The following is a 15,829-nucleotide window of genomic DNA, read 5'->3' as shown; positions in this document are numbered from 1 at the left end:
CGCGCCTCCTGTAGCGCCGAGCCGATGCTCTAAGGTAACCGAGCCTCGATTGGGACGGAAGCGGTCCCGCTCGAATCGCCCATCATGCTGGTCGAGCATATCAGGACGACGGATAGTGCAGGAACTTTCAAATTGAGCTTGATGTCGAGCCAGGTATCGCGAGCGAAGGCGTTCTAGAGGCCGGGGGGTACGAAGACTGTGTTCGGCAAAACGGTTCACGTTGATCGCCAAAGCTTCCCAGGGCGCACGTCTACGATCGGCGCGACGTGAGATAGCTCGCGCCGCTAGCCCCCGTAGCGCTCCGTCTTGATGATGGAGGCGTCCAAGCCCGCCAGCAGCGCGCTATCGGTTGCGATGTTGACGAATCCGTTAGACCCGCAGACGAACACTTGCGTCGGCTTTCCCTGAAGCCTGGTTAGAATTTCTTGGACCATCATGCCGTCGATCCGTCGCGCAAAGTCCGATGCGCGAACCGGTTTCTCGCGCGTAATCGCGAGCGCCAGGACGAACGCCGGATCGCTGATTTCGATGCAATGAAGTTCTTCTGAGAAGAGAACGTCCTCGGCGGTTCGTGCGGACAGGAGCAACGCTGTCGGAACGGCTTGGGCCAATGCGCGGCGCTGCCGGATCATTGCCATCAACGGCACGAGGCCGGAGCCTCCCCCGATCAACAGAACCGGATCTATGGCAGGCTCAGGCCAAAGGAAATGGCCACCGAGCGGACCGCGAACTTCGATTTCGTCACCAATCGCCGCGATGTCGTGAAAAAACGGCGAAACTTCGGCATCCGGCATGCGCTCGATAGCTATCTCGACGATCGGGGTCGAAACTGCCGATGACGCGATCGAGTAGCTGCGCATTGCACTGTAGCCGTCGGGCGCGGTCAGCCGGATATCGACGTGCTGACCTGCGGTGTGCGCGAACGGCTTGCTCAACCGAAGGAAGAAGCTCTTGATACTCGGTGTTTGCTGGATGATGTCGTCGATCACGCATGATTGCCACGAACGGACTTGCGCTTCGTTTTCAGTCATGGGTGTATCGTTGTTCGCGCCACGGATCGCCGTAGATGTGATAGCCGTGCAGCTCCCAAAAGCCGGCCTCGTCACGCGTCGTGAATTGCAGCGCATTCACCCATTTGGCGGATTTCCAGAAGTAAAGGTGCGGCACTAGAAGACGCGCCGGCCCCCCATGATCGCGGGAAAGTGGCTTGCCCGCATAACTGAGGGCGACCATCGCTTTCCCGGAAAGCAGATCCGTCAGAGGGACGTTTGTCGAATAATTATCGTAGCAGTGCGCCAAGACGAAATCGGTAGGCCGATCAAGCTCTGCATCTGCAAGGATGTCTTCAATGAGTACACCCTCCCAAACGGTATCCAGTTTGGACCAAGAGGTGACGCAGTGAATATCCTTTGTCACCTGGGTCTTTGGTAGAGTGTTGAATTCGCCCCAATTCCACGTTTTGACGGGCTTCGGACCAATTTTGACTGTGAATTTCCAGTCGGAGGGCTCTACCCTCGGCGTAGGGCCGGCCGACAGAACAGGGAAATCCTCCACCAGATGCTGACCTGGCGGAATCCGATCGGACTGGTCGCCTGAACCGCGACCGGTGAAACCTCTGGTGACCATAGTGACCCCTCTTGCTCGATACGGCAGACCGAAGCCGGCCTTCATTTCAGTACTCTGCGTAAAGCATTTGCCCGCACATCCGCCGAATAAGCCAATCGACTAAAAATCAGATACAGATGCTCTATCATCGTAAAAAATCGCGTATCGAACATAGCGTCAGGCCAGCATGATTCCCAATACCCAATGGCTATAGGGTAGATAACCCCAAGGCTGCGTACGCTGATCTGCGGTATGCGGAGCGGAAGTTGCAGGTTCGCTCTCAAACGGATGGGCAGCGTGCAAAGCTCAAGGCTCACCAGCGCATGGTTGCCCAGTTCGCGCTCGCCGGCAGCTTGAGTATATTAAGGACGAAATGTCGATCTGATCTATTCTGGCTTCAGGAAATAGGGAAAATAAGGTCGGACGTTCGCGCACCGTCGCGACGCGCGATCATCCACTAAGCTTCTGTATCGGGGTTGGAGGATCAGATGAACGAGATCGAACGACAAGCGCCTGAGCTGCGGGTGCAAAAATGGATTGGCAAAGATGGGGAAAGTATCGCGCCGTTCAAACTGTCAGATATCGGGCCCGGCCCGAAAATCTTGTTTGCCTTCCAGCATTGGTGCCAAGGTTGCCATTTGCATGGGTTTCCGACGCTACAAAAGTTGCATGCAGCGTTGAGCTCAAAAGACGTGGGGTTCGCAGTGATCCAGACCGTCTTCGAAGGAACGCATGAGAATACCTTCGAGAAGTTGCGCGTGAACCAGCTCAAGTATGAGCTTCCTATCGTTTTCGGTCACGACGAGCAACCGACCGGCTCGCCGTTTCCAACCTTCATGGAAGACTACCGCACACGAGGAACTCCGTGGTTTACGGTTATCGACGCTGGCGGTAGCATTGTTTTCTCGGACTTCCATCTCGACGCGGAGCGACTAGTGAAGCAACTTGAGCAAGGTTAATCGTTGGAAGGTGGGCAATCATCCTGATTGCCACCCATCCCCTGATGCCCACTACAGGCGTTGCGCGCTGTAACTCTGTTGATCAGCGTGCGAAAACCCGGATCCGGATAGGAGGAGCGTCAACGATTGAATCAATCCGTTGGGAGAGGGCGGCTCCGCTCCGTCAGCTCGGCAATAGATAACCCATTCTCGCCGAGCAACTCTCTGATCCGATCGACGATATGAGCCCCTAGCGCCGCTGTCTTGGTCCCCCCCACAGATTCCCAAGATGCGAGTTCACACGCCGATACCTCGTGGTCAGCGCCGAAGTGCTTCTGTCGGTATGTCACCGCCGCCCTTCAATGATAAAGGCGCGGTAACGGGAACCGGCAAAGCGTTGAGCAGCGATGGTTTGGTAGGCGGGACTGTCATACCAGTCGCGAGCGGCCTGCATCGTCGGGAAACGCAAGATTACGGCCCCTTCGATGGGCGGCCCCTCCAAATGCTGGATCGCGCCATAAGCGGCGAGAAAGGTAACGTCGTGACCATCGAACGATGGTCCGACGCCTGCAGAATAGGTTGCGAGTGCATGTGGGTCGCTGGTTTCTTCCCGCGTAAAGACGACGAACGCTTCCATCATTAGGCCTCTCAAAGGTTGGATCTGTTGGCCATTACCACCGGTGATGGCCTCACAGTCGTCAGGCTGGCAACTGGAACCCGATTTTCATGAGTGCCTCGACGCACGCATCCTGATCCTGCTGATAGTTGCCTCCGGAGATGCCTATGCCGCCGATCAACTTCCCATCCTCCAGAATCGGATAACCGCCGCCGACAGCGACCATCCGAGGGCGATAGGCTAGCGGCGCCACTTTTGGATCGTTGGTCACATAGTCGTTCCAGACATGGGTCGGGAACCCAAACGAGGCGGAACTCCAGGCCTTGTCGATGGCAACATCGACGGTAAGGAACGGCGCATCGTCGGTGCGCTCGAACGCGCGCAGGTTACCGGTGGCGTCGACGACGGCGACGGCAGCCGGGATGCCGATGGCACGGGCCGCAGCGAGCGCCGCGTCGATGAGGGCGACTGCGGTTTCGCGGTTGATCGAGGCGGTGGCAATAGATTTGGTCATGGGATTCTCATCGCTGGGGCATAACCCGTTCGGCTTTTTGAGGTTGGACAAGATGTTTGGCGATCGCGGTCGTTAGAAGCCTTCGAGGACGATCTTGCCTTTAGCCGCGCCACTTTCGATCAGTGCATGCACCGTCTTCAGATTGGCGGCATTGATCGGCGACAGTCGCCGGGTCAGCGTCGTGCGGATTTTGCCGTCGTCAACCAGCGCTGCCATCGCATCCAGAATCTCGCCCTGCTCATTCATGTCGGGCGTGCCGTAGATCGACCGCGTGAACATCAGCTCGTGGTGGATCGACACCGCCTTGCGCTTGAAAACCATGATATCGAATGCCTTGGGATCGTCGATCAGTCCGAACCGTCCTTGTGGGGCGATCAGTTCGGCGATGTCGGCGACATGTTGCTCGGTATGTGTGGTCGAAAAGACGAAAGCGGGAGCACCGATGCCGAGTTCGGCGATCTGTGGCGCGAGCGGACGAGAATGGTCGATGACGTGGTGAGCTCCAAGCCCTCTTACCCACTCTTGGGTTTCCGGTCGAGAGGCTGTGGCGATGACGGTGAGGTCCGTGCGCTGTCGCGCGATCTGGACGGCGATCGACCCAACCCCGCCCGCGCCACCGATGATGAGGATCGCCTCCGCCGCACCGGGTACGGGCTTCGCCACGTCCAGGCGGTCGAACATCGCCTCCCAGGCCGTCAACGTCGTCAGCGGCAGCGCCGCCGCTTCCGCCCAGGAGAGCGACGCAGGTTTGTGACCGACAATCCGGGCGTCGACGAGATGGAACTCCGCATTGGTACCGGGCCGTGTGATCGATCCGGCATAATAGACCTCGTCGCCTAACTCGAACTGCGTGACGTCGGGGCCGACCTCGCGCACAATCCCGGCGGCATCCCATCCCAGCACCTTCCAATCGCCATCTGCCGGCGGCGTGCTGTTGCGGACCTTGTAGTCGACCGGGTTGACCGAGACGGCCTTCACCTCAACCAGGATATCGTATCCTGCAGCGACAGGCCGAGGCAGATTGATGTCGACCAGCGCGGCATCCGCGGCGATGGGTCCCGGAACCTTGTAACCAATGGCTTTCATAAATGTCTCCAGCTTGCTTGATCGGATGACGCGAATGCTCGTTAGTCAACTTCTTCTACATTGAGGTCCCGACTCTTGAACTGGGTCGCGGTAGCAGATTTCATCGAACACGTCGATCAACAGGCCCTTATGCTCGGTCGCCGGATCGGTGATCGCGTAGAGGGTGGAGGCGTTATCGCCATCATCACCGCTTCCGAGGCGAAACGCCGCGTCGACGCAGATGCCGCACGGACCGATGGTTGATCCTGGCTCGAGATCGACGAGATTGCTGTCCTTGACGCGCTATTCGCGGTCTTAGCCCTTGGCGATGAAGGACTGAACTGCTTGTAGAGCGTCGGTCAGCTGCTATGTCATGGACGCACCTTCATCTTGAGTTGGATTGGACAAGCTTCCGTATAAGGCCCGCTGTAACCGTCAGATGACGGCGAAGAAAACGATGGGCAGTATTCACAGCCACTTAGCCTTCTTGAAGCGCACAAATAGGAAAACGCACGATATCGCTATCACTCCGAGCACGACAAAGTATCCGTAGGCCGTGTCCAGCTCCGGCATGTGCTTAAAGTTCATGCCGTATATTCCAGCGATCGCCGTCGGGACTGCCAGTATTGCCGCCCAAGCCGCCAGCTGGCGGGTGATCACCCCCGTCCTTTGCGCTTCAAGAAGGCTGCTGGCCTCAAAGACCGTGGACAGGACAAGCAGGAGGCCGTCGACCATGGACTGCACGCGGTGGACATGGTCCGCGACGTCGTGGAAATATGGTGTCATTTCGGCGCTGATGCAGGGAAAGTGGCCGCGAACGAGCTTTCGCACCAGCTCGGCCATAGCCCCGAGCGTGCGCTGGAACCGCGTGAGTTCGGACCTTAGTTCGAAGATTCGCGCCACCTCTTCTGGCCCGAGGAAATCGTGCAGCGACCGTCGCTCCATCGCCAGGACGTCGTCCTCGATCATTTCGAAGATGGGCAGATACTGGTCGACCACGCGATGCAAGATCGCGTGCAGCACATAGTCGACACCCTTGCCGAACTGCGTCGGCGATGCCTCGAGTTGCTCCCGAAGTTTGCCCAGCGCTCCGGCATTGCCGTGCCGCACGGTGATAAGGTGATTGTGACCGGTGAAGATCGCCATCTTGCCGTAGCTGATCCGGTCGCCGACCAGCTCGGCGGTCTGCGCGACGACGTACAACTCATCGTTGTAGACCTCGAGCTTGGGCGGGCACAGCGGGTGCATCGCGTTGTCGATCGCCAACGGATGAAGATTATATGTCCTTTGGATCGCGAGTAGTTCCTCGGGGGTGGGTTCGCTAAGCGCGATCCAGCAGAAGCCCGAGCGACTCTCGCCCAACTTGACGTGCTCATCGAGCGCGATTTCGCGAACTCGCTTGCCTTCGTTGTAATAATAGGCGGCGATGATGCTCATGCTGGCCTCGCGGGAATGTGGAGGCCACGCTGGACGGCCGGTCGAGCCAGCCCGCGTCCAAGCCATGCGCGGACGTTCGAAAAGCTGCTGAGGCCAAGGATGTCACCCGCAGCGTAGAATTCCACCAGCGCATTCACCCAGCCGAGCGTCGCGATGTCCGCGATCGAATAGTCGTCGACGATCCAGTCGCGGCCTTCCAGCCGGCGATCCAGAATCCCCAGCAGACGCGTGGATTCGTCGATAAAGCGCTGTTGCGGCCGCTTGTCCTCATAGTCCTTGCCGCCAAATCGCAGGAAGAAGCCGAGCTGACCGAACATCGGCCCGATGGCCGACATCTGAAAGAACACCCACGCTAGGGTCTCGTAACGCTGGCCTGGTTCGGTGGAGATGAACTGACCCGTCTTGTCGGCCAGATAGAGGAGGATCGCACCGGATTCCCATAAGGCGATGGGTCTACCGTCAGGGCCAGCCGGATCGATGATCGCCGGTATGCGTCCGTTCGGGTTCAGCGACACGAACGCCGGATCCTTCGACTCGTTGTTCGAGATGTCGATCAGGTGGGGCTCGTACGCCAGGCCAGTCTCCTCAAGCATGATCGAGACCTTGACGCCATTGGGCGTAGGGGCTGCGTAGAGTTGCAGGCGATCGGGATGAGATGCCGGCCAGCGCTGCGTGATCGGAAAGGACGAGAGGTCTGGCATAAATCTGCGATCCTGGTGTTGCGATGGCGACTGACTGGAACGAGCCGTCACTCTGAAGTAGGGTTCGATGACCGCGTCGCTGAACGACGCGGTCACGAAGATTGCGGACCGGATCGGCGCAGTGGCAACGGCAGTGAAGCCTATTCCGCCGCGGTCCCGGCCGCTGGCTGTACGTCGTCAACCTTTTGGCGCTTCGGAAGCACCCAGCCGGGACGGACGAAGTGGCAGGTGTAGCCGCCCGGGCGCTTCTCCAGATAATCCTGGTGATCGGGCTCGGCCTCCCAGAACTCGCCGACCGGCTGGACCTCGGTCACCACTTTGCCATCCCACAGCCCCGAGGCATCCACATCGGCGATCGTATCCTCGGCGACGCGCTTCTGCTCCTCGTCGACATAATAGATGCCCGACCGGTAGGAGAGCCCACGATCATTGCCCTGGCGGTTCAGCGTCGTCGGATCGTGGATCTGGAAGAAGAATTCCAGGATGTTCCGGTAGCTCGTCACTGTCGGGTCGAAGACAATCTCGATCCCCTCGGCATGCGTGCCGTGATTACGATACGTGGCGTTCGGAATATCGCCGCCCGTGTAACCCACACGGGTCGAGATGATGCCGGGCCGCTTGCGGATCAGATCCTGCATGCCCCAGAAACATCCTCCTGCGAGAACAGCGCGCTGATGCATGTTAAGCCTCCTCTACTTGATCGAGATATTCACCGTATCCCTCGGACTCCATCTCGTCGCGCGGGATGAAGCGAAGGGACGCTGAGTTGATGCAGTACCGCAGACCGCCGCGGTCGGAAGGACCATCGGGGAACACATGGCCGAGATGACTGTCTGCGTGTACTGACCTGACCTCCGTCCGGACCATGCCGTGTGCGCTGTCCCGCACCTCGTTCACGTTTGCCGAAACGATCGGCTTGGTGAAGCTGGGCCAGCCAGTACCCGAATCGAACTTGTCCGTCGAAGCGAACAGTGGCTCTCCCGACACTATGTCGACGTAGATGCCAGGCTCCTTGTTGTCGTTGTACTCGCCCGTGAAGGGCCTTTCGGTGCCCGCCTCCTGGGTAATTCGGTGTTGCTCGGGAGTCAGGTGGTCGATTGCTGTCTGTGACTTTTCAAACTTCATTACAGTCTCCAATACTTATCTAGAGGGCCAGGCACGCTACCGCTAATTTTTTATGTCTCCTGATTTGCTCCTACAATGGTAGTGGGATGGCAAACGAGGTTTTACTAAGTGTTGGAAAATTAGAGATTTAAATTTCGCGTCTATTAGTTCTAGCGCAACTGAGTGGTTAAGCAAGTACGTAATCAGTAAATATTAAAAAAATAACACAAAAGCACGATTATATAATACAGTGTCAGTGTTTTATGATAATCAACAACGCCTGTCAAGGCAATCGCATGAAGCTCACCTGAGACCTAATAGTTCAGCCCGATAATCATCAGAGGTTGCAGCAATCAGCCTTCGTGCCTTGATGCCACCCTTGCGCTTGACCGGATCCAACCGGATCAAATTCAATGTAAGTTGCTTGAGAACGGCCATGTTGTGGGCAGCATGCCCGGTTCGGATCCGCATCTGATCGTCACCAAAAATGACATCCATGCACCAGTGGACGCGGTTCTCCACGCCCCAGTGCGCCCTGATGGCATGTGCGATGCGCTCTGCATCCGGAGCAAGACTGCTGATGTAGTAACGGCGCTCCAGGCTGGTCTGGTTGCCCACAGTCCGCTCGGACTCCAGCATCACGAAAGTGCGCAGTCCTGGCCAGCGTTCTGGCTGTGGCAGGCACTGGAGTTGGTCGAAAACATGGCAGCGACGAACCTCCAGCCGGCCATGGTCCTTCTCGACATGCTCGAAGTGCGCATGGGGTACCCGGGCAGGATCGCCGTCCAAAAAGGTGTCAGCGAAGTCATCGATCGCTTCGGCCAGCTTCGGCTGGTTTCCCTTGATGGCCAGCAGATAGTGCGCCCCGCGATCGAGAATGGCCTGTGCAATGTCCGGCTGGGTACCCATGGCATCGATCGTCACGGTGCAGCCCTCAAGCGCCAGTGTGGCCAGCAGCTCAGGAATGGCGGTCTTCTCGTTGGACTTCTGGGAGGTCGCCCTCTGCCCGAGAATCAGCCCTGAATCAGCCGCAAAAGCGCTGACCAGGTGCAACGGGGCCGTGTTTTTCTTGCCGGAGCGGCGACTGGTCTTGCCGTCTAGGGCAACCACTTGCGGAGAAAGGGCCGGTAGGATCGCCGCAACCCAACAGCGGAAGGCCTGCTCGAACTCCTCTGGATCGATCAGGCTGAATAGCCGTCCAAAGGTGTCGTGTGAGGGAATGCCGTGGGGTAGTTTCAGAATACGGCGGAACCAGTCCAGCCGCTGCTCAGCCCAGAGTTCGATTTCGATGAAGGTGTCAGCGCCGGCAAGCACGCCGCAGATAGCCACGACCAGTGTTTCGACCAGGTCGTGACGAATCTTGCCCTGCTGACGGGGATCATTGATGGCGACCAGAACATCGGAGATTGGTATGTGATGCGACATTGCAGGGCATCCTGAGTAGAGAGGCGCTCAGGATGCCCGCTGGGAAAGGACTCATTCAAATCGGCAGGCGTTCATGCGATTGCCCTGCAACGCCTGTTTAGATGCTGGTAGATGCGAATTTTTTGGCGTACAGTCAAAATTTTCTGATGGTTGCTTAGTGTGTTGGCGCTGATGGAAAATTGACCCACCCTGCCGATTGAAATTTGACCCAGGGCGGATTGCTGATTTTGTTACCAGCAACTGTGGATAAGTCTACCAGCGCAGCTGCTGTTGCCCCCACTCCTTCGCTAGCCCAGTTCAGTTGTTTAAGACCTGCCACACGCAGCCATGTAGCAGGCCGTCGTCGCCATGAAATCAGAACGGCTCATCGTCCTCCGGTTCCTGGCCGCCCTTACGCTTTCGCTCCCGTGATTTGATCTTGGCCTGGGCCGCCAAGCTACTGTGTTGCAGGCGATAGGACTCGTTACCGGTTTCGACGATGTGGCAGTGGTGGGTCAGCCGATCCAGCAGGGCGGTGGTCATCTTGGCGTCGCCGAACACGCTCGACCATTCGGCGAAGCTCAGGTTGGTGGTGATCACCACGCTGGTGTGTTCGTACAGCTTGGATAGCAGGTGAAACAGCAACGCACCGCCGGCCTGGCTGAAGGGCAGATAACCCAGTTCGTCGAGGATGACCAGATCCATGCGCAGCAGAGCTTGGGCGATCCGCCCGGCTTTGCCGTCGTGCTTTTCGCGCTCCAGCAGATTGACCAGATCGACCGTGGAGTAGAAGCGCACGCGCTTGCCGTGCCGGGTGATGCCGGACACGGCCAGCGCAGTGGCCAGGTGGGTTTTACCGGTGCCAGGCCCACCGATCAGCACCACGTTCTGCGCGGTGTCGGTAAAGGCCAGACTGGCCAGTTCGCTGATCAAACGAGCGTCTGCGCTGGAGGCGCTGAAGTCGAAGCCGGCCAGGTCGCGGTGCATCGGCAGCTTGGCCATGTTCATCTGGTGGCTCACCGAGCGCATGGCGCGATCTGTGTGCTCTTGTTCCAGCAGGTGTTCGAGCAGCCACTTGGACGAGGCTGTGTTCGACTCACCCTGCGCAGTCAACTCCGCCCAGGCCGTGGCCATGCCGTGCAGGCGCAGCTCCTTGAGTTCCGCCATCAAATCACGCATGACCGATCTCCTCGGTCTGGCCACGCAGGCGGTCGTAGCGCGCCGTGTTAGCGACGGGGGCTTCCTTGAGCGACAAGTGGGTTTCGACGCTGGGTGGTGGTTCGGTCGCGGCCAGGCGCGCCACGACATTGAGGATGTGTTCGGCGCTCAGGCTGCCGCTTTCCAGTACCAGCTCAACAGCCACCAGCACCGCATCGAGCCCGGCGACCGGTACGGCAGCCAGAACTTGCGCCATGATCCGGTCACCGCCGGCATGACGCCCCAGACCGTGCTTAAGCTGACGCAGCGGCGCCGGCAGATCAGCAAAGGGCGCGCCGTTGCGCAGCGCACCGGGCTTGCGTTCGATCAGCGGGAGGTAGTGCTGCCAGTCATAGCTGACCTGGTCGCGATCCAGCAAGCGGACATGGCTGGCGATCAGCGCGTCGTCAGCCACCACCTCGATTCGCGTCGGATACAAACGGCTGCTGACCCACTTACCCGCATACTCACACGGCACCGAGTAGCGGTTGCGCCCGACGCTGACCAGGCAGGTGCTGGAGACCCGCGCAGGCCGCTCGACGTAACCGTCGAATGGCGCTGGCACAGGCATCAGTTCAGCGCGCTCCAACTCCAGCACTTCGGCCACACTCAGCCCGCTGTATTGAGGGTGCGTCAGCTCGTTCCAAAGCGCGCGGCAGCGCTGGCCCAGCCAGGCATTGAGTTCCTCGAAGGAGTGAAACTGGCAGTCCTGGGCGTCTAGCCAGATACGCCTGCGGCTGTCTTGCACGTTCTTTTCAACGATGCCCTTTTCCCAACCAGCGGCGACGTTGCAGAAGTCCGGATCGAACAGGTAATGCGCGCACATCACCGCAAAGCGCGCATTCACCGCCCGGCCTTTGCCCTTATTGACCTTGTCGACGGCGGTCTTCATGTTGTCGTAGATGCCCCGGCGCGGCACGCCGCCCAAGGAGCCGAACGAGCGTGTATGGGCGTCAAATAACATCTCATGGCCCTGGCTCGGATACGCCACAAGCCAGAACGCACGGCTGGCACACAGCTTCAGATGTGCCACCTGCATACGCCGGTAAATGCCGCCGACCAGCAAGCCTTCCTCGCTCCAGTCAAACTGAAACGCCTCGCCAAGAGCAAAGGTCAGCGGCACAAAGGCCTGCGACGCCTTGCCCTGTCCCCCTCGCCAGGCACGGATAAACGCGGTGAGCTGGCTGTAGCCACCGTCATAACCTTCGGCTTTGATTTGCGCCAACAGCGCCTTGGCACTGCGCCGCTGTTGCTTGGGCCGCAGCGAATCGGCTTTTAGCGCCTGCTCCAGCGTGGCGTGAAAAGGGCTGAGTTTGTTGAAGATCGCGCGGCGTTGGTAGACCGGCGGCTTGGCCTCAGGTGCTCTGACCCACTTGCGAATCGTGTTGCGCGCCAACCCGGTGCGCTTGGCTATCTCATGCAGCGACAGCTTGTCGCGGAAATACATCCGGCGAATTTTGCCCATCATTTCCATACTGATCACCCTGTGTTCTCCTGCTCAAAAATTGAGCAGAAGCAGTTGAACACCTGGGTCAGTTTTCAGTCGGCAGAACAGCCTCTACTGGGTCAGTTTTCGGTCAGCGGCAACAGCGTTGGCCGATGCATACCCGTGGGGAGAGCGAAAAAACACTCCCTACAAGGCGTGGCTCGCCGAAGTGCGCCGGCAGTTGGGGCACCCGTTGAATACGCCGAAAGCAGATCCAGAGAGCCAACAAACTGACATGTTTGCCCTCCCTAACAAGTAGACCACTTAGCTGTGGCATCCTTGATGCGAATGAGCTGGCCTACCTGGTGGCGTTCTCCTGCTGAGAAGGTCATCCTTTTTCCAAGCGCTACCCTTACCGGGGTATGCCGGCTTTTTTCCCTTCCAGAAAGGGCTGGGCGGCCTCCCAAGTTCGCCCCCTCCAATACCGAAAATCATCTGCTCATGCATCCAGGCGCTTGCGCTGGCTGGGCCGCATCGAGTGCTAAGCCTCTAACGTCAGTGCCTGCGCCCTAGCATCGAATTCAGGCGGAAAAGCTGTCTGAAACCGAGCTGCACGGGCTACCGGTTCTTGCATCCTTGGGAATATCAACGTCTCGGGTAAAACCGATGCCGAACCCGCCAAAGGAGCATGCAATGCCAATCGCAAACGAGCATCAAGAAGACGAGCCGAGATTAATCGACCGGATAATGAGTGACCTGCTGTCCGCTATGGATCGAGACGATTCAGACATGCGCTCCACGTTGATCAAGAACAGTGACGACATCCGGACCCTGGCCGAAATCTGCCGGCAGACCGGTGTTTTCGAGCATAGCCAGGCAAAGTTCGCCGAATTCAAGCAGCATCTGGAGGAGTCAACACCTCCTGAAGAACGGCTCGTCAAGTCGTGGGCGTGGCTGCTTGACCGGATTGTCCATTCGCCGACCACTCTGCATATGCGGGGAGCCGTTCGCCTATGCGTGCCACTGGTTGCGCTCTACCTACCTCCTGAATGAATTCAGGTCGAAACCCGCGTAGCTAGGGAATGAGGCGATTATTCGCGCCATTTTGAAGCGAATCGGGGAGGTTTGGGTTATTTCGAGATCGCGATACAAAGACTTCGAGCTGCGCTTTCAGTCGGTAAAAGCGTCTGAAATAACAACCCGCCAAGGAATACGGCAGGTACGATCTCCAACAAATCCAAGGAGAAATTTTCCGCCATGACTCATTCAGTGGTCAGCATCGACCACCTCAAACAGCAGGTACTCCCTGAGTTGTTTACTTTCCCGGCTCGCCTCGGCGAGTACGGGGGCGTAGCGGATAGCTCTGCCAAAATCGATCAACTATCCGATCTCATGGAGAGCGGGTCGGCGGCGGCGCTTGCGGCCAAAATCGCAGAAATCCTCTCGAAAATGGCCGACGCCTCGCCGGAGCAGATTACCCGGAAGCCGACCTGGTTCGAGAAGGTTCTGGGTGGAGCCGTGGAAAAGCAGGTTCGCTATCAAGTCGCCAGGTCAACACTGGAACAACTGCTGGCCGAAGCTGAAGGTCATGCCCAAGGTGTACGCGATACGGTCAGCGCCATCAGCAGAATGATCATTGCCCACGCCGAAGAGGCAGAAGCACTGAAAGTGTTCATCCAGGCCGGGCGTGAATTCCTCGAAGAGAACCCTCTCATCGGGACGGTAGCGGAGGGGGAGATCGAGTTTGATCGGCCGCGAGAACAGCATCGCCAGAGTGCCTTGGCCGAGGCAAACGACTGGAAGCGCAACAGCTTCTGGGCACTTCTCCTGGCTGGGTTGTTTGGGGTCATTGCCACGGGCCATGAATCGATCGCGCAAATTATCTTTCGCAGAGTTCGTCGCATTGGCGAGCTTCTTACACCGCTGCGGTAGCTACTGCGAGCAGCGCTCAAACCCAAGCCTTGCTTGGGTTTTTTTTCCCCTGAATAGCCTGGAACCACCCTTGTTTTAAGGAAAAGACCGTGAAATCGATCCCCATGATGTTTTTGGCCATGCTGATGGCCACGTCTAACTGCGCTCTGGCCTCAGCACCTACGACCTTCGAGCAGGCCAAGGTTGAGCTACGCCAGAAAGTCTACTACGACCGCAACACCAGCGAAGCCGGCGATCTTTACTGTGGGTGCAATTGGAAGTGGGTAGGGCGATCAGGAGGCCGTGTGGACTTCGCCTCGTGCGGGTACGAAGTCCGCGCTCAGGAGAATCGCGCGCAGCGCATCGAATGGGAGCATGTCTTGCCCGCATACGCCTTCGGCAGCCAGCGGCAGTGTTGGCAGAACGGGGGGCGCAAAAACTGCATCGATACCGATCCGGTATTTCGCAAAATGGAAGCCGACATGCACAACCTCGATGTGAGTGTCGGCGAGGTGAATGCTGATCGCAGCAACTTTCGCTATGGCGTTTTACCCTCAACACCCAAGCAATACGGCGCTTGCCCGACCAGAACAGATTTCCAGCAGCGGGTGACAGAGCCTCGCGACCAAGTAAAGGGAGCGGTTGCTCGCATCTATTTCTACATGGGGAGCCCGCAGAATTCGGAAAAAATCGTACGCTAAGGTTTTCCGGGCATCCGTAGGGGCCGAAACTTCCCGTCTTCCAGTCTGCGGCTCTGCCGCCAGACGTAATCGCCGGTTAGGTTGATGTGCTCCCAGCCCAGCGGCGACAGGAATTGCAGCAGCTCGCCGTCCACCGGCTTGCCGGCCTCGACCAACCCCTGGGTGGCGCGTTCCAGGTACACCGTGTTCCACAGCACGATAGCCGCCGTCACCAGGTTGAGGCCGCTGGCCCGGTAGCGCTGCTGCTCGAAGCTCCGATCCCTGATTTCCCCAAGGCGGTTGAAGAACACCGCCCTGGCCAGCGAGTTGCGCGCCTCACCTTTGTTCAGGCCGGCATGCACGCGGCGGCGCAGTTCAACACTTTGCAGCCAGTCCAGGATGAACAGCGTGCGTTCGATCCGGCCCAGTTCGCGCAGGGCGACAGCCAGGCCGTTCTGACGCGGATAGCTGCCGAGCTTGCGCAGCATCAGCGAGGCGGTAACGGTGCCCTGCTTGATCGAGCTGGCCAGGCGCAGGATGTCGTCCCAATGAGCGCGCACGTGCTTGATGTTCAGGGTGCCACCGATCAGCGGGCGCAGCGTCGGGTAGGCCTGCACGCCCTGCGGCACGTACAGTTTGGTTTCGCCGAGGTCGCGGATGCGTGGCGCGAAGCGGAAGCCCAGCAGGTGCATCAGGGCGAAGACGTGATCGGTGAAACCGGCCGTGTCGGTGTAGTGCTCCTCGATCCGCAGGTCGGACTCGTGATACAGCAGGCCGTCGAGCACATAGGTGGAATCTCGGACGCCGACATTCACCACGCGTGTGCTGAACGGCGCGTATTGGTCGGAGATGTGGGTGTAGAACAGCCGTCCTGGCTCGCTGCCGTACTTCGGGTTGACGTGCCCGGTGCTCTCACCCCGGCCGCCAGCGCGGAAGCGCTGGCCATCGGAGGATGAGGTGGTGCCGTCGCCCCAATGGGCAGCGAAGGCATGGCGGTACTGGTGATTGACCAGCTCGGCCAAGGCCGCCGAATAGGTTTCATCGCGGATATGCCAGGCTTGTAGCCAGGACAGCTTGGCGTAGGTCAGGCCGGGGCTCGACTCGGCCATCTTGGTCAGTCCGAGGTTGATTGCATCACCGAGGATCGCGGACAGCAGCAACGTCCGGTCTTTGGCCTCGGCCCCGTCCTTCAAGTGGGTGAAGTGGCGGCTGAAGCCCGTCCAATCGTCCA

The 15,829-nt window shown here is 58.8% G+C and carries 16 protein-coding genes and 2 pseudogenes; 5 read left to right on the top strand and 13 right to left on the bottom strand.

The window, feature by feature from the left end; translation table 11 throughout:
- Positions 1–284 precede the first annotated feature (284 nt).
- Both ACZRKZ_RS27195 and ACZRKZ_RS27190 read right to left on the bottom strand, forming a co-directional pair.
- Complete coding sequence (locus ACZRKZ_RS27195) at positions 285–1,031, bottom strand: ferredoxin reductase (RefSeq protein WP_002118292.1); 747 nt, start codon at positions 1,029–1,031, stop codon at positions 285–287.
- Entirely contained in the window at positions 1,024–1,671 is a 648-nt protein-coding gene (locus ACZRKZ_RS27190) for a sulfite oxidase-like oxidoreductase (protein WP_002118288.1), read from the bottom strand. Before ACZRKZ_RS27190 ends, ACZRKZ_RS27195 begins: the two co-directional genes overlap by 8 nt.
- Positions 1,672–2,093: 422 nt before the next feature.
- Here ACZRKZ_RS27190 and ACZRKZ_RS27185 point away from each other — a divergent pair, with 422 nt between their 5' ends.
- Positions 2,094–2,564 carry a TlpA family protein disulfide reductase gene (locus ACZRKZ_RS27185; RefSeq protein WP_003464979.1) on the top strand — a complete coding sequence of 157 codons (471 nt, stop codon included), beginning with the start codon at positions 2,094–2,096 and terminating at the stop codon, positions 2,562–2,564.
- Between the two features lie 325 nt (positions 2,565–2,889).
- Here the strand turns inward: ACZRKZ_RS27185 and ACZRKZ_RS27180 are convergent, their stop codons facing one another.
- The 3 genes from ACZRKZ_RS27180 to ACZRKZ_RS27170 form a co-directional block, all read right to left on the bottom strand.
- Positions 2,890–3,180: a DUF1330 domain-containing protein gene (locus tag ACZRKZ_RS27180; protein WP_005005999.1), complete on the bottom strand. Its 291-nt coding sequence runs from the start codon at positions 3,178–3,180 to the stop codon at positions 2,890–2,892.
- 61 nt (positions 3,181–3,241) lie between these two features.
- Positions 3,242–3,673: a GlcG/HbpS family heme-binding protein gene (locus ACZRKZ_RS27175; protein ID WP_005006001.1), complete on the bottom strand. Its 432-nt coding sequence runs from the start codon at positions 3,671–3,673 to the stop codon at positions 3,242–3,244.
- A gap of 72 nt (positions 3,674–3,745) precedes the next feature.
- Complete coding sequence (locus ACZRKZ_RS27170) at positions 3,746–4,759, bottom strand: zinc-binding alcohol dehydrogenase family protein (protein WP_002118279.1); 1,014 nt, start codon at positions 4,757–4,759, stop codon at positions 3,746–3,748.
- Positions 4,760–4,834: 75 nt separating this feature from the next.
- Between ACZRKZ_RS27170 and ACZRKZ_RS27165 the strand changes: the two genes are divergently transcribed.
- A complete protein-coding gene (locus ACZRKZ_RS27165; protein ID WP_016487060.1) occupies positions 4,835–5,002 on the top strand; it encodes a hypothetical protein in 168 nt (55 codons plus the stop codon).
- Between the two features lie 204 nt (positions 5,003–5,206).
- Here ACZRKZ_RS27165 and ACZRKZ_RS27160 read toward each other — a convergent pair whose 3' ends face one another.
- The 7 genes from ACZRKZ_RS27160 to istA all read right to left on the bottom strand — a co-directional run bounded on the left by ACZRKZ_RS27160 (position 5,207) and on the right by istA (position 12,055).
- Positions 5,207–6,175 (bottom strand): magnesium and cobalt transport protein CorA, encoded by a 969-nt coding sequence (locus tag ACZRKZ_RS27160; protein WP_003464971.1) that lies wholly within the window; start codon positions 6,173–6,175, stop codon positions 5,207–5,209.
- The gene (locus ACZRKZ_RS27155; protein WP_003464969.1) at positions 6,172–6,876 is read right to left on the bottom strand and encodes a glutathione S-transferase N-terminal domain-containing protein; all 705 of its coding nucleotides are present in this window, start codon (positions 6,874–6,876) and stop codon (positions 6,172–6,174) included. Before ACZRKZ_RS27155 ends, ACZRKZ_RS27160 begins: the two co-directional genes overlap by 4 nt.
- Before the next feature lie 140 nt (positions 6,877–7,016).
- Complete coding sequence (gene msrA / locus ACZRKZ_RS27150; protein ID WP_003464967.1) at positions 7,017–7,556, bottom strand: peptide-methionine (S)-S-oxide reductase MsrA; 540 nt, start codon at positions 7,554–7,556, stop codon at positions 7,017–7,019.
- Between the two features lies 1 nt (position 7,557).
- Complete coding sequence (gene msrB, locus ACZRKZ_RS27145) at positions 7,558–8,001, bottom strand: peptide-methionine (R)-S-oxide reductase MsrB (RefSeq protein ID WP_003464965.1); 444 nt, start codon at positions 7,999–8,001, stop codon at positions 7,558–7,560.
- Positions 8,002–8,283: 282 nt separating this feature from the next.
- Positions 8,284–9,405 (bottom strand): ISAs1-like element ISPa60 family transposase, encoded by a 1,122-nt coding sequence (locus tag ACZRKZ_RS27140; protein ID WP_010455375.1) that lies wholly within the window; start codon positions 9,403–9,405, stop codon positions 8,284–8,286.
- Positions 9,406–9,759: 354 nt separating this feature from the next.
- The gene (gene istB / locus ACZRKZ_RS27135) at positions 9,760–10,563 is read right to left on the bottom strand and encodes an IS21-like element ISPst3 family helper ATPase IstB (RefSeq protein WP_010454871.1); all 804 of its coding nucleotides are present in this window, start codon (positions 10,561–10,563) and stop codon (positions 9,760–9,762) included.
- Positions 10,556–12,055, bottom strand: coding sequence for an IS21-like element ISPst3 family transposase (gene istA, locus ACZRKZ_RS27130; protein WP_024012635.1), 1,500 nt, complete (start codon positions 12,053–12,055; stop codon positions 10,556–10,558). Before istA ends, istB begins: the two co-directional genes overlap by 8 nt.
- A 645-nt stretch (positions 12,056–12,700) precedes the next feature.
- Between istA and ACZRKZ_RS27125 the strand changes: the two genes are divergently transcribed.
- The 3 genes and pseudogenes from ACZRKZ_RS27125 to ACZRKZ_RS27115 form a co-directional block, all read left to right on the top strand.
- Complete coding sequence (locus tag ACZRKZ_RS27125; RefSeq protein ID WP_200601211.1) at positions 12,701–13,060, top strand: hypothetical protein; 360 nt, start codon at positions 12,701–12,703, stop codon at positions 13,058–13,060.
- Between the two features lie 204 nt (positions 13,061–13,264).
- A complete protein-coding gene (locus tag ACZRKZ_RS27120; RefSeq protein WP_198844937.1) occupies positions 13,265–13,939 on the top strand; it encodes a protein KlaA in 675 nt (224 codons plus the stop codon).
- Positions 13,940–14,043: 104 nt separating this feature from the next.
- Positions 14,044–14,583, top strand: a pseudogene (locus ACZRKZ_RS27115) (endonuclease); the annotation flags it as partial.
- A gap of 32 nt (positions 14,584–14,615) precedes the next feature.
- Here the strand turns inward: ACZRKZ_RS27115 and ACZRKZ_RS27110 are convergent.
- Positions 14,616–15,829, bottom strand: a pseudogene (locus ACZRKZ_RS27110) (Tn3-like element TnAs1 family transposase); the annotation flags it as partial.

It is taken from the genome of Pseudomonas sp. c313, assembly GCF_055407145.1.
This window is presented reverse-complemented; position numbering and strand designations above follow the sequence as displayed.

Coding starts and splice junctions, on each gene's coding strand:
- ACZRKZ_RS27195 (WP_002118292.1), bottom strand. CDS start 1,031: ATGACTGAAAACGAAGCGCAAGTCCGTTCGTGGCAATCATGCGTGATC.
- ACZRKZ_RS27190 (WP_002118288.1), bottom strand. CDS start 1,671: ATGAAGGCCGGCTTCGGTCTGCCGTATCGAGCAAGAGGGGTCACTATG.
- ACZRKZ_RS27185 (WP_003464979.1), top strand. CDS start 2,094: ATGAACGAGATCGAACGACAAGCGCCTGAGCTGCGGGTGCAAAAATGG.
- ACZRKZ_RS27180 (WP_005005999.1), bottom strand. CDS start 3,180: ATGGAAGCGTTCGTCGTCTTTACGCGGGAAGAAACCAGCGACCCACAT.
- ACZRKZ_RS27175 (WP_005006001.1), bottom strand. CDS start 3,673: ATGACCAAATCTATTGCCACCGCCTCGATCAACCGCGAAACCGCAGTC.
- ACZRKZ_RS27170 (WP_002118279.1), bottom strand. CDS start 4,759: ATGAAAGCCATTGGTTACAAGGTTCCGGGACCCATCGCCGCGGATGCC.
- ACZRKZ_RS27160 (WP_003464971.1), bottom strand. CDS start 6,175: ATGAGCATCATCGCCGCCTATTATTACAACGAAGGCAAGCGAGTTCGC.
- ACZRKZ_RS27155 (WP_003464969.1), bottom strand. CDS start 6,876: ATGCCAGACCTCTCGTCCTTTCCGATCACGCAGCGCTGGCCGGCATCT.
- msrA (WP_003464967.1), bottom strand. CDS start 7,556: ATGCATCAGCGCGCTGTTCTCGCAGGAGGATGTTTCTGGGGCATGCAG.
- msrB (WP_003464965.1), bottom strand. CDS start 8,001: ATGAAGTTTGAAAAGTCACAGACAGCAATCGACCACCTGACTCCCGAG.
- ACZRKZ_RS27140 (WP_010455375.1), bottom strand. CDS start 9,405: ATGTCGCATCACATACCAATCTCCGATGTTCTGGTCGCCATCAATGAT.
- istB (WP_010454871.1), bottom strand. CDS start 10,563: ATGCGTGATTTGATGGCGGAACTCAAGGAGCTGCGCCTGCACGGCATG.
- istA (WP_024012635.1), bottom strand. CDS start 12,055: ATGGAAATGATGGGCAAAATTCGCCGGATGTATTTCCGCGACAAGCTG.
- ACZRKZ_RS27125 (WP_200601211.1), top strand. CDS start 12,701: ATGCCAATCGCAAACGAGCATCAAGAAGACGAGCCGAGATTAATCGAC.
- ACZRKZ_RS27120 (WP_198844937.1), top strand. CDS start 13,265: ATGACTCATTCAGTGGTCAGCATCGACCACCTCAAACAGCAGGTACTC.